Below are 12,470 nucleotides of genomic sequence, written 5' to 3' on the forward strand. Positions count from 1 at the left end.
CCCGCCGCTGTCGTTCTCGCCCCTCACCGCCCGTCTGTCGGCCGCGCAATTCGGTGCGCCGACCCGACCTGTCTCCTAGGATCGGCATCATGAAGCTCGAACTCCGCGGGATCACCAAGCGGTTCGGCAGCCTCGTCGCAAACGACCACATCGATCTCGTGGTCGAACCCGGAGAGATTCACTGTCTCCTCGGCGAGAACGGTGCCGGCAAATCAACGCTGATGAATGTCCTGTACGGCCTCTACCAGGCCGACGAGGGCACGATCCTCCTTGACGATCACGTCCAGAATTTCCAGGGACCCGGTGACGCCATGCGCGCGGGCATCGGCATGGTGCACCAGCACTTCATGCTGATCCCGGTGTTCACGGTCGCCGAGAACGTCATGCTCGGTCACGAATCCACCAAGGCCGGCGGGTTCCTCGACCTGAATGCGGCCCGACAGCGTGTCCGGGAGATTTCGGAGCGATTCGGGTTCGACGTCGACCCCGACGCTCTCGTCGAGGAGCTGCCGGTCGGGGTGCAGCAGCGCGTCGAGATCATCAAGGCGCTCTCTCGCGACGCGAAGGTGCTGGTCTTCGACGAGCCGACCGCGGTGCTCACGCCGCAGGAGACCGACGAGCTCATGGCGATCATGCGTCAGCTCAAGGAGTCCGGGGCCTCCATCGTGTTCATCACCCACAAGCTTCGCGAGGTCCGCGAAGTGGCTGATCGGATCACCGTCATCCGCCTCGGCAAGGTCGTCGGCGAAGCATCGCCCGACTCATCCAATGCCGAACTCGCGTCGATGATGGTCGGTCGGGCCGTCGAGCTCACGGTGCATAAGGACCCGCCGCAGCTGCGCGATTCTGCCCTTGTCGTTTCGCGCCTGTCGGTGCTCGATCCCACCGGTCACCCCATCGTCGATGACGTCAGCTTTGAGGTTCGCGGTGGCGAGATCCTGGCCGTCGCGGGAGTTCAGGGCAATGGGCAGACCGAGCTCACAGAGGCTCTTGTCGGCCTCCAGGGAATCGTCCGTGGGTCAGCCACGCTGGATGGCGCCGAGCTCATCGGCCGCAGCGTGCGAGGCATCCTCGACGCGGGCGTTGGATTCGTCCCCGAGGATCGCAAGGAAGACGGCCTTGTCGGCCCCTTCACGATCGCCGAGAACCTCATGCTCGATCGCGCCCACGGAGCGCCGTTCGTCAAGGCGGGCACCGTGCAGCGCGCGGCGCTGGCGGCGTTCGCGCAGGAGAAGTTCGAGGAGTTCGACGTCCGCGCACAGAGCGTCGATACGCCCGTCGGCACCCTCTCCGGCGGAAACCAGCAGAAGGTCGTGCTCGCCCGCGAGCTCAGCCGCGAGCTGTCGCTGCTGGTCGCGGCCCAGCCCACGCGAGGCGTTGACGTCGGGTCCATCGAGTTCATCCACAAGCGCGTCGTCCAGACCCGCGACGCCGGCATCCCCGTGGTCGTCGTGTCCACCGAACTGGACGAGGTTGTCGCCCTCGCAGATCGGATCATGGTGATGTATCGCGGCCGAATCGTCGGCATTGTTCCGGGCGACACGCCGCGTGAGGTCCTCGGCCTCATGATGGCCGGCGAGAGCCCGAGCACGGAAGGAGCTGCCGCATGAGCACCACGGCATCGGAGCCAAAACGCAGCTCGAAGCCCGGCCCCGAGGAGGTGCCCCCGCCCGGAAAGTGGCACGAGACCTTCCGGCGGATCACCCAGGGGAACGCGATCATCTCCGTGCTCGCGGTGCTCCTGGCGCTGATCGTCGGCGGCATCATGATCGCCTTCACCGACGAGGACGTGCAGGCGGCATCCGGGTACTTCTTCGCGCGTCCGATGGACACCATTGCTGCCGTGTGGAATGCCGTCAGCGGCGCCTATATCGCCCTGTTCCAGGGGGCGATCTACAACTTCAATGCGCCGACCTTCGAGCGAGCGATCAAGCCCATCACCGAGACGCTCACCTTCGCGACGCCGCTGATCGCGGCGGGTCTCGGCGTCGCACTCGCCTTCCGCATCGGCATGTTCAACATCGGTGGCCGCGGTCAGATGTTGATGGCCTCCGCTGCAGCTGGATGGGTGGCGTTCTCGCTCGACCTGCCGTGGGGCATCCACATGGTCGTCGCGCTCATCGCGGGCCTGATCGCGGGTGCGCTGTGGGCTGGCATCGCGGGTCTCCTCAAGGCACGCACCGGAGCGCACGAGGTGATCGTGACGATCATGCTCAACTACATCGCGTTCTATTTGATCTCGTGGATGCTGCGCACCCCGGGCCTGCTCCAGGCGCCGGGATCGAGCAATCCCAAGACGCCGGCGATGAAAGACACCGCGGTGTTCCCGGATCTGCTCGGCCCTCCTACAACCTGCACTTCGGGTTCATCCTGGTGATCGGTGCGACGGTGCTCGTGTGGTGGATCCTGTCGCGTTCGAGCCTCGGCTTTCAGTTCCGTGCCGTCGGCGAGAACCCGAACGCCGCACGGGTGGCTGGTATCAAGGTGTCGAGCATGTATGTCTACGGCATGCTGATCTCGGGCGCGCTCATCGGTCTTGCCGGAGTCAACCAGGTGCTGGGGACCGTCACGACCGGCTTCTCGGCCGACATCGACGCCGGCATCGGATTCGACGCCATCACGGTCGCGCTCCTCGGCCGTTCTACTCCGTGGGGAACGTTTGCGGCAGGCATCCTGTTCGGCGCTTTCAAGGCCGGCGGATACTCGATGCAGGCTGCCGAGCAGATTCCGGTCGAGATCGTCACCGTCGTCCAGGCGCTCATCGTGCTGTTCATTGCGGCGCCGCCGCTGGTTCGCACGATCTTCTTCCTGCCCTCGCCCGAGCGCGACCGCCGCAAGCGTGAGAAGGCACGGCAGAAGCAGCTGAAAGCGCAAGCCCGCGCTGAAGGGGGTGCCGCGTGAGCACGACTGCATCTCCCACGGGCGAAGGAACCGTCCCCATCGCGCCGCTGGCAACCGCCCAGCCCGAGAGAATTCGCAGCTGGAAGGTCCCGATCGCGCTCACGATCTTCACGGCGCTCTTTGCCATCCTGCTGCTCGCTGCGCCGCGGGAGGGGGTCACGACCTTCCGGCTGTCCACACCCACGGACGCTATTCAGCTCCCCGAACTCGCCGTGCCCGTCATGGCGACCGCGTGGGTCTGTGTCGTCCTGCTGGTGCTGCTGACAGTGGCATCCGTGTTCTTCGTCCGCGCGTTCGCGCGTTCGCCGCTGTGGATCGTCATCGTCTACATTCTGGCGATCGTCGTCGGATTCCTCACCTGGGCTGCGGCGGGTGCTGCGATCCCCGTGGCGGGGCTTCTCGCGGGATCGCTCGGACTGGCGGTTCCCCTCATCTACGGCGCCCTGGGTGGTGTGATCGGGGAACGGGCCGGTGTCGTGAACATCGCGATCGAGGGGCAACTGTTGGCGGGCGCATTCACCGCCGCCGTCGTCGCGTCCGCGACGCGCCAGCCCATCCTCGGGCTTCTTGCGGCGATGGTCGCAGGGACGCTCGTCGCCTTCATCCTCGCTGCGTTTGCGATCAAGTACCTCGTCGAGCAGGTCATCGTCGGTGTCGTGCTGAACGTGCTCGTGATCGGGTTGACGAGCTTCTTGTACTCGCAGGTGCTGCAGCCCAACGGTGCGACGCTGAACAGTCCGCCGCGGTTCGACCGGATGCCGATTCCGCTGCTCGCAGACATCCCCGTCATCGGGCCGGTGCTGTTCAACCAGACGATCATCGTCTACCTCATGTACATCGCGGTCGCTGCCGTCTACGTCGGCATGTTCCACACGCGCTGGGGGCTGCGCCTGCGCGCCGTTGGTGAGCATCCGCAAGCTGCCGACACCGTCGGGATCAAGGTCAACGCGACGCGGTTCTGGAACGTTCTGCTCGCCGGCGCTATCGCCGGCCTCGGCGGCACCGTCTTCACGATCGGCAACGGCATCGCCTTCAACAAGGAGATGACCGCCGGAGCGGGCTTCATTGCGCTCGCTGCCGTCATCTTCGGTCAGTGGGACCCCATCAAGGCGACGCTCGCGGCGCTGCTGTTCGGGTTCGCGTCGAGCCTGCAGAACACCCTGAGCATCGTCGGTTCGCCGGTGCCGAGCGAGTTCATGCTGATGCTGCCCTACGTGGTGACCATCTTCGTCGTCGCCGGTGTCGTCGGCCGCTCCCGAGCGCCCGCCGCCGACGGCAAGCCCTACATCAAGGAATAACGGAATCGGCGCCCTCGCCACGAGCGGGGGCGCTGAGACCTGTGCGAGCCGGGAGGATCCGCATGACAGACATCGATTGGGAGGGGCTGCGCACCGAGGCGATCTCGGCGATGCGCCGCGCCTACGCCCCGTACTCGAACTACTCCGTCGGAGCTGCAGCGCTCGTCGACGACGGCCGCATCGTCACCGGATGCAACGTCGAGAACGCCTCGTACGGCGTGGGGCTCTGCGCTGAGTGCGGACTCGTCTCGGCACTGCACATGAGCGGCGGCGGCAGGCTCACGGCTTTCGTGTGCGTCAATGGTCAGGAACAGATCATCATGCCGTGCGGCCGCTGCCGGCAGCTCCTCTACGAACACTCCGCATCCGGGATGCTGTTGCACACGGTGTCCGGCATCCGCACGATCGATGAGGTGCTGCCGGATGCCTTCGGGCCCCGCGACCTCGAGGAGGCACGCGCATGACCGAGGCGCCGATCGAGCCGTTCGACGCCGTCGACGTCATCCGGATCAAGCGAGACGGGGGTGCCGTTCCCGAGCCGGAGCTGCGCTGGATGGTCGACGCGTACACCCGCGGATATGTCGCCGATGCGCAGATGGCAGCCTTCGCGATGGCGACGCTGCTCAACGGGATGCAGCGCGACGAGATCCGGGTGATGACCGATGCGATGATCGCATCGGGGAGCGGATGAGTTTCGCCGGGCTCGGCAAGCCGACCGTCGACAAGCACTCCACGGGCGGGGTGGGCGACAAGATCACGCTGCCGCTCGCGCCGCTGGTGGCATCCTTCGGTGTTGCCGTCCCGCAGCTGTCGGGGCGCGGACTCGGCCACACCGGGGGCACCCTCGACAAGCTCGAGTCGATCCCCGGCTGGCGCGCTGCGCTCTCCAATGCCGAGATGACAGCGCAACTACGCGATGTCGGTGCCGTGATCTGCGCGGCAGGCTCTGGCCTTGCTCCGGCCGATAAGAAGCTCTATGCGTTGCGCGATGTGACCGGCACCGTCGAGGCGATTCCCCTCATCGCCTCGAGCATCATGTCCAAGAAGATCGCCGAGGGCACCGACTCGTTGGTGCTGGACGTCAAGTTCGGCTCGGGCGCGTTCATGCGCGACGTCGATCGTGCCCGCGAGCTCGCCCGCACGATGGTTGCTCTCGGTACCGATTCCGGGGTCGCCACGACCGCGCTCCTGACGAATATGGACACGCCGCTGGGCCTCGCGATCGGAAACGCGAACGAGGTGCGGGAGTCTGTCGAGGTGCTCGCCGGCGGGGGACCTGCCGACGTGGTCGAGCTCACGGTCGCCCTCGCCCGTGAAATGCTCGCGCTGGCGGGCCAGCCGGATGCCGATGTCGAGGCGGCGCTCGCCGACGGACGTGCCATGGATTCCTGGCGCGCGATGATCCTCGCCCAGGGTGGGGACCCGGATGCCGACCTGCCGGTCGCCCGCGAGACGCACACCGTGACGGCGCCGCGATCCGGGACCGTGACCCGTCTGGAAGCTCTGCCGTTCGGTATCGCCGCCTGGCGACTCGGGGCAGGACGGGCGCGCGCCGAAGATCCCGTCATCCACGCGGCGGGCATCGATCTGCACGCCAAGCCCGGCGATGCGGTCGCTGCCGGCGCGCCGCTGTTTACGCTGTCGGCGCAGGATGCGGCGCGGTTCCCGCGCGCACTGGACGCGCTTGAGAACGCGTGGGAGATTGGTGACGCCGAGGTCTCGAGGGCGCCGATTGTTCTCGAGCGCATCACCGCCTGAGCATCCGTCGTCCTCTCCCGCCCCGCCATCCCCCTCACTCTCAGGAGCCTTCATGTCGATCGATCAGCACGGTGACCACGTCTTGCAGGGGATGTCGATCCGCAAGCTCCCCAAGGTGTCGCTGCACGACCACCTCGACGGGGGCGTGCGGCCCGCGACGATCGTGGAGCTCGCCGACCAGGTCGGGCTCGAGGTGCCCGAGGACACGGCTGACGACCTCGCCGACTGGATCGCGGAACGCTCCGATTCGGGATCGCTGGTCGAGTACCTGAAGACCTTTGACCTGACCGTCGGCGTCATGCAGACCCGCGAGGGGCTCACACGGGTCGCCCGGGAGTTCGTCGAGGATCTTGCCGCCGATGGCGTGATCTACGGCGAAGTCCGGTGGGCGCCCGAGCAGCATCTGTCGGGCGGGCTGTCGCTCGAGGAGGTCGTCGAGGCCGTACAGGACGGCATCGAAGAGGGTGAGGATGCTGCCGAGCAGGCAGGTCACGACATCCGTGTCGGGCAGCTCATCACCGCGATGCGGCACACCGATCGGTCCCTCGAGATCGCACGGCTCGCTGTCGAGTGGCGCGAGCGTGGCGCGGTCGGGTTCGACATCGCGGGCCCGGAGGACGGATTCCTCCCGTCGCGCCACCGTGAGGCTTTCGACTATCTCGCCAGCGAGTTCTTCCCGGTGACAGTGCACGCGGGTGAGGCAGCGGGACTGGACTCGATCCGCTCCGCGTTGCTCGACGGCCGCGCGCTGCGCCTCGGGCACGGGGTGCGGATCGCGGAGGACCTCGACGTGGTCTCCCGTGCGGGCGACGAGGTGCTCGTGCAGTTCGGCGACCTCGCCCGGTGGGTGCGCGACCGGGAGATCCCGCTCGAACTGTCGCCGAGCTCGAACCTGCAGACCGGGGCGATCTCGGCGTGGGGCGAAGAGCTCGCTGACCACCCCTTCGACCTGCTTTATCAGCTGGGCTTCTCGGTGACGGTGAACGTCGACAACCGCACCATGAGCCGGACATCGCTGACGCGCGAGCTTGCCCTGCTGGCCGAGACGTTCGAGTACGACCTTGACGACCTCGAGGTCTTCCAGCTCAACGCCGCCGCGGGCGCCTTCCTCCCGGTCGAGGAGCGTGAGGAACTCATCGAGCTCATCGGGGAGGGCTTCGAACGCTGATCCCCGCTCGGCCAGCGCCGGTCGCGGCCGTTCTTGTGGCCAACTCCTCAATCTCGGCTGCGTTCGCCGGTGTCTGGTGTCGGCTAGGCGGGCATCGGGTCCGGTCTTGCTGAGTTAGCTGTGCCCGAGCATCGTGCGCCATCCGGCAGCGTCGGTCATTACTGTCGGACTACCTAGCCCCCGGTGGCGCCGCTAACTCCTCAATTTCGGCTGCGTTCGCCGGTTTCTGGTGTCGGCTGTGCTGGCATCCGGCCTGATCTTGCTGAGTTAGCTGTGCCCGGGGGTCGGACGCCATCCGGCAGCGTCGGTCACTGCTGTCGGACTGCGCAGCGCCCGGTGGCGCCGCTAACTCCTCAATCTCGCCCGCGTTCGCCGGTGTCTGATGTCGGCTGTGCCGGCATCGGGCCCGGTCTTGCTGAGTTAGCTGCGCCGGAGCGCTGGCACTGAGGCGTCGGTGTCGGCGGCATCGATTGCGCCCGTGGGTCGGCGTGGCGAGGTCCCGTCGGGGTGGCTAACTCCTCAAGAGTGACCACCGCATCCGCTGCTGACCGTTGTAGCCAGCGATGCGGGACGCGGATTGCGGAGTTAGCGACGTGCTTCGCCGCGCATGTGTGGGCGATCGAGGATCGTTCGGAGCACCGCGGTCAGCTCATCGCGGTGGTGCAGGATGTCTTCAGCAATCGGTCGAATCGTCGTGTAGCCGAGCGCTGCTGCGGCCAGGTCGCGGCGACGGTCGCGTCGCGCAGCCTCCCAGCCCGAATGGTGTGCTTCGCTGTCGCATTCGATGATGAGCCAACCGTCCACGACGAAGTCGACCCGTCCGACACCGGGAATGCGCTGCTGAACCCGGATGTCGCATCCGAGGGTGCGCAGGAGGAGCCGCATGAGCGTCTCGGTGCCCGACTCCGAGCGGCGATCGAGCAGCCCCTGGAGCGCTCGGTAGCGCAGCGGCAGGCGAGCAAAGACCTCTCGGAGGTCGGCTTCGTCGACAAATCCCAGATGCCAGGCACTATCGAGGGTCGCGATAGCTGAACGCGGATCCTGGCATCGGCACGCCTGTGCCAGCGCTTCGATCCACGGAGCGATGGGGGAGCAGCGATCGGCAGCCGTGTCTCTCCAGTGCGCGATGACGTGAGACGGGCGCGTCGGCAACCGGCTGGATCCGTTGGTGATCTGGATGTGGAGCGGAGCGCTCCCGGCGACGAAGACCCCCGCCTCGCGCAGCAGAGACACGCAGTCGAGCCGACCGCCCAGGCGTGTGGCTTCGACGATGCAGGCGGGCGTTCCGGCGATGAGGTACTGGCCGCGCCGCACGCGCAGCAGTTGCCCCGCGTTGACGAGTGTCCTGATCGCCCGCTCCGACAACCCGTGAGCGCGGAGATCGGACGTGGTCAGGATGCGGTCGCGCCGGGCCGGCTGGCGGCCGCTCGACGCTCCTGGCATGCGGGCAGTCAACCGCGCGGCATATGACGGATGACCCCGGTCCGTCCGTGCCGAGGAGAGGCGCCCGATACCGAGACCTGGGGAGGACCAGTTCGGATGCCGAGTCGGATGCCGAGTCCGACGCCCGGACGTTGCTAACTCCTCAAGATCACCCCGGATCGACGTCGGGGTCAGCCCAATCCGGCGGTAGCGGCGGCGGATGTGAGGAGCTAGCCGCAGCCGCCGGCGGCTACCGCAGCTGCCGCCGGGCACCGCAGCAGCCGCAAGGCGCCGCAACCGACACGGGCCTCACCGGCCCGGTCGCGTCAGCCGACCGCCACCTGGGTCTGGAAGAAGTGGTCGATTTCGGAGGTGAGGGTCTCGGTCATGTCGGCGTCCGAGATGGTCGGTGTGCCATCGCCTGGCTGGAGGCCATAGTCGCCGAATGACGAGTGCGCGGCGCCCGCGATCTCGACCATGTCGGCATCAGCGGGAAGGAGCGGCCTGGCATCGGCGATCTTCGCCGGAGTCGAGAGTCCGTCGAGTTCGCCCGCGAGGCTGAGCGCCGGCATGCCGGAGGTGCTGAGGTCGTTCGCGCAGTACGACGCGAACAGGATCAGAGCCTCGGCATCCTGCGTCAACTGGCAGGCACGCACCCCGCCGAGGGAGTGGCCACCCACGGCCCAGGTGTCGACGTCCGGCGCGAGGCTCGTGAACGCATCCAGGGGCCTCAGGTCGAAGAACGCGAGGTTCAGCCAGGGCTTGGTGATCACAACTGTCGTCCCCGACTCGACGATGCCCGACAGCTTCGCGGCGTACGCCCACGGGTCGACCTTCGCGCCCGGGATGAATACGAGCCCGTCACCGGTCGCGCCCTCGACGGGGGAGAGGACGATCGCTGCATAGTCATCCGTGATCGAGATGGCTGGATCCGCCTTCACTGCGGCAAGCGGCTCGGGCTCGGCAGCCATCACGCCCACCTGGGAGTAGATGACGATTCCCACGATGGCGACGATCAGCAGGATGCCGAGGCTGGCAGCGATCCATCCGATGATGCGCGCCGCGCGGGAGCGGCGGCGACGATGCGGCGGCGGGGCAGAATCGGCATCCACCCCACGAGCCTACTCAGCAGCCGCGCATCAGCCGTCGATGACCGCGGCCAGTTCATCGAGGAACCCGGCGAGATCTGTTGCCCGGCGTACGATGCGCTGCACACTCTCGCGCTCCGAGAAGACCTCGACGAACTGCTCGAAGACGGTCTGGAACGCGGCGCGGTCGGACTCCGAGAACGCCACCAGCGCGACCACCTGGACCCGGGAGTCGCCCCAGGCGATCGAGTTCTCGGAGACGCCGACCGAGATCGCCGTGCGCGTGGCCGTCATCCCGATGGCGTGGGGAACGGCGAGCGCATCGGTAAAGGCCGTCGACGACAGGTGCTCACGGTGGATGGCTCGCTCTATGTAGTCCTGGTCGATGACGCCCTCCGTGACCAGCGGTGCACCCAGCAGGCGGATGGCGTCCTCTTCGTTCCCTGCGGCAGCGAGCTCGCGGCTGAAGGCTCCGGCGACGAAGTAGCGGGCAAGGTCGGCTCGCAGCCTGGCCAGGCGTCGGCCGCGCCGGATGCGGCTCGCTGTCGCCTGCACGCGCTCGATATCGCTCTCTGTCAGAAACGGCTGGACGCGGACGATCCGATCCGACGGCGCCGGGGGATCGATCGTCGACAGGACGAGGTCGGTGTGGATCGCATCCCACCCCGGGTCCGCGCGGGTATCGACGCCGACCACCTCGATCGCGCGGCCGAGGGATCGATCGACGCTCGAGCGCAGCAGCTCGTGCAGCTCGTAGTAGCCCGGGCACACGATGGTCGCGGTCAGCAGTTGCTCGCTCCGGCGGCTGCGCTCGAGGCGTCCGCCGACGTGCATCGCGATGTAGGCGATCTCATCATCGAGCAGCGGAATGTCGAGCCGCTCGTGGAGCTGACCGGCGATGAAGACCGCCACCTCGAACACCATCGGGTAGCTCGTCTTCAGCGACCGGGTGAGCGGGTTGCGCGACCAGGCTTGTGCAGCGGCGCGCTGCCGCAGGTTCTGCACGTGCAGGGAGAGTCGCACGACGAAGTCCTCATGCGCAATGTCGACGAGGAACTCGGATGCCGCATCCTGCACGATGTCGCGGACGACCTGTTCGAGGTGGGGGTCGAGGTTCTCCCGTGCCCGCTCGCTCGGTGCCGCCGCGCCCGGCGCGACGACCCGTGTCAGCACAAGGATCGCGAGGTGGTCCAGATCACCGTGCCCGAGATCGACGCCGATGTGTTCGCGCACGAGGGCATCGAGGACGTCAGCGATGGTGCGGCGATCGTCGGAAACGGGCGAGCCGGTGGTTGCTTCCAGGGTGCGTCCCTGGGACGCCCGGTCTGCCGTGATGGCGATGTGCATCAGCACGTCAGCGATGCCGAACTCGTTGACGTAGTACCCGAGCTCTCCCATGCGGGCTACGAGCGCCGGTTTGAACGGCCCGAACACCTGGGCACCCATGGAGGATCCGCCGAGCGAGCGGCGCAGTGCGTCGAAGTCGAACGCGCCCGCCTCCATCTCATCGTGGGCGAGCGAACTCAGCAGGCGTCGCTGAGCGACCTCCGCGCCGCGCAGGCGCGCCGTCGAGGCCGAGCGTTCGAGCGTGATGCCTGTGCCGCCCAGCAGGCTCCGCACCCGACCCAGGTCGGCTTCGAGGGTCGCCGGGCTCACGTGGAGTTCTTCGGCGGTCTCGAAGACGTCGATGCCGGTCGGGTCGTTCAGGAGAGCCCGGACGAGGGTATGGAGGCGGTCCCGCGGTGTCCCGGCGTCCGCTGCTGCCGACGCCCGCAGCGCCGCGGCGGCATCGACGCCGGCACGATACCCGGAGGGACCGGATTCGATTGCTGCGCCGGAGGGGACGCGCGCGTTGACGGCGGTCACGTACGAACGGATGCTGCGGGGAGTGACGCCGAGGGCATCGGCGAGGGTCGCGGCAGTGACCCATTCGCCCTCGCGGACGAGCAGGCTCAGCATCCGGTCCTGTCGTGGTCGTGTCACCGAACTCCTCGCGCGAGGTCGCACCCGACGCGTCCTCGACGGTGTCAGTCAACCACGACGAGGGCTCCAGCGGGCACGGAGCGGCGGCATGGGGTGAGCGGGGCCCGTCGGCGCCCCCGACCGTCGGCAGCGCCCGCGCGCCCGATGCTGCCCGGAAATCGTCTTCCGCCCCCGCGGAAAAAGGACTGGTTGTTGCCTCACAGCGTTCTCACAAGAATCGAATCCGAAGGAGGCGGGTCAATGAAGATCCTGGTGATCTGCGGCGCAGGAGCGTCCAGCACTTTCGTCGCACAGCGGCTGCGGAACGCCGCGCTGCGCAGCGGTGTGCAGGCCGAGGTCTCGGCCGGAACCGAGGACACCCTCGTGGGCCTCGCCGAGCCCGTCGACATCGTGCTCGTGGGTCCTCACCTGGAATCTGCTTTCCCCCGCATCCGCGACGCCGTCAGCGTTTCGGGTTCAGCCGCTGTGCTTCTGCCCCCGACGCATTCGAGGACCGTGACGGTTCTCGACTGCTTCAGATCGTCACCGCGGCCCGTGCCGCATCCGTCACCGAATAGTCCGTTCCAGGGAGGAACCATGTCTCAGATCACCCGCACGGTCCGCATCGGCTCGTCGCACGGGCTGCACGCTCGCCCCGCGAAGCTGTTCGCTCAGGCGGCCAAAGACGCTGGCATCCCGATCACGATCGCCAAGGATGCCGGGGCTCCGGTCAACGCGGCCAGCATCCTCGGGGTGATCTCGCTGGGCGTCGAACACGGCGACTACGTCACGCTGACGGCAGACGGTGACGGCGCAGAAGCGGCGCTGGACACCCTGAGCGAACTGCTCACCACCGACCACGACGCAGCCTGA

At 67.5% G+C, this 12,470-nt stretch carries 8 protein-coding genes and 3 pseudogenes; 8 read left to right on the top strand and 3 right to left on the bottom strand.

All coding sequences use genetic code 11. From position 1 onward, the window contains the following. The first annotated feature begins 89 nt into the window (after positions 1 to 89). The 6 genes and pseudogenes from IT882_RS03500 to IT882_RS03525 all read left to right on the top strand — a co-directional run bounded on the left by IT882_RS03500 (position 90) and on the right by IT882_RS03525 (position 7,125). Complete coding sequence (locus tag IT882_RS03500; protein ID WP_195693190.1) at positions 90 to 1,610, top strand: ABC transporter ATP-binding protein; 1,521 nt, start codon at positions 90 to 92, stop codon at positions 1,608 to 1,610. Beyond that, positions 1,607 to 2,901, top strand: a pseudogene (locus IT882_RS03505) (ABC transporter permease). Before IT882_RS03500 ends, IT882_RS03505 begins: the two are co-directional and overlap by 4 nt. After that, entirely contained in the window at positions 2,898 to 4,199 is a 1,302-nt protein-coding gene (locus IT882_RS03510) for an ABC transporter permease (protein ID WP_418887765.1), read from the top strand. The pseudogene IT882_RS03505 and the gene IT882_RS03510 overlap by 4 nt, the downstream one beginning before the upstream one ends. Positions 4,200 to 4,261: 62 nt before the next feature. Then, the gene (locus IT882_RS03515; RefSeq protein WP_195693191.1) at positions 4,262 to 4,663 is read left to right on the top strand and encodes a cytidine deaminase; all 402 of its coding nucleotides are present in this window, start codon (positions 4,262 to 4,264) and stop codon (positions 4,661 to 4,663) included. Further along, positions 4,660 to 5,957 (top strand): annotated as a pseudogene (locus tag IT882_RS03520) (thymidine phosphorylase). Before IT882_RS03515 ends, IT882_RS03520 begins: the two are co-directional and overlap by 4 nt. Before the next feature lie 52 nt (positions 5,958 to 6,009). Further along, positions 6,010 to 7,125, top strand: a complete 1,116-nt coding sequence (locus IT882_RS03525; RefSeq protein WP_195693192.1) for an adenosine deaminase — start codon at positions 6,010 to 6,012, stop codon at positions 7,123 to 7,125. A 585-nt stretch (positions 7,126 to 7,710) separates the two neighbouring features. On the opposite strand, the gene IT882_RS03530 is transcribed toward IT882_RS03525, so the two are convergent. The 3 genes from IT882_RS03530 to IT882_RS03540 all read right to left on the bottom strand — a co-directional run bounded on the left by IT882_RS03530 (position 7,711) and on the right by IT882_RS03540 (position 11,594). Continuing rightward, entirely contained in the window at positions 7,711 to 8,568 is an 858-nt protein-coding gene (locus IT882_RS03530; protein WP_195693193.1) for a type IV toxin-antitoxin system AbiEi family antitoxin domain-containing protein, read from the bottom strand. Between the two features lie 305 nt (positions 8,569 to 8,873). Further along, complete coding sequence (locus tag IT882_RS03535) at positions 8,874 to 9,659, bottom strand: alpha/beta hydrolase (protein WP_229382281.1); 786 nt, start codon at positions 9,657 to 9,659, stop codon at positions 8,874 to 8,876. Between the two features lie 27 nt (positions 9,660 to 9,686). Then, complete coding sequence (locus tag IT882_RS03540) at positions 9,687 to 11,594, bottom strand: BglG family transcription antiterminator (RefSeq protein ID WP_195694062.1); 1,908 nt, start codon at positions 11,592 to 11,594, stop codon at positions 9,687 to 9,689. A 264-nt stretch (positions 11,595 to 11,858) separates the two neighbouring features. On the opposite strand from IT882_RS03540, the pseudogene IT882_RS16265 reads away from it, so the two are divergent. Both IT882_RS16265 and IT882_RS16270 read left to right on the top strand, forming a co-directional pair. After that, positions 11,859 to 11,996: pseudogene (locus tag IT882_RS16265) on the top strand (hypothetical protein); the annotation flags it as partial. Between the two features lie 198 nt (positions 11,997 to 12,194). Continuing rightward, a complete protein-coding gene (locus IT882_RS16270; RefSeq protein ID WP_229382444.1) occupies positions 12,195 to 12,470 on the top strand; it encodes an HPr family phosphocarrier protein in 276 nt (91 codons plus the stop codon).

Source organism: Microbacterium schleiferi (assembly GCF_015565955.1).
GTDB lineage: Bacteria > Actinomycetota > Actinomycetes > Actinomycetales > Microbacteriaceae > Microbacterium > Microbacterium schleiferi_A.

Excerpts from the sequence above, each read along its gene's own strand:
- IT882_RS03500 (WP_195693190.1), top strand. The coding sequence starts at position 90 with ATGAAGCTCGAACTCCGCGGGATCACCAAGCGGTTCGGCAGCCTCGTC.
- IT882_RS03515 (WP_195693191.1), top strand. The coding sequence starts at position 4,262 with ATGACAGACATCGATTGGGAGGGGCTGCGCACCGAGGCGATCTCGGCG.
- IT882_RS03525 (WP_195693192.1), top strand. The coding sequence starts at position 6,010 with ATGTCGATCGATCAGCACGGTGACCACGTCTTGCAGGGGATGTCGATC.
- IT882_RS03530 (WP_195693193.1), bottom strand. The coding sequence starts at position 8,568 with ATGCCAGGAGCGTCGAGCGGCCGCCAGCCGGCCCGGCGCGACCGCATC.
- IT882_RS03540 (WP_195694062.1), bottom strand. The coding sequence starts at position 11,594 with ATGCTGAGCCTGCTCGTCCGCGAGGGCGAATGGGTCACTGCCGCGACC.
- IT882_RS16270 (WP_229382444.1), top strand. The coding sequence starts at position 12,195 with ATGTCTCAGATCACCCGCACGGTCCGCATCGGCTCGTCGCACGGGCTG.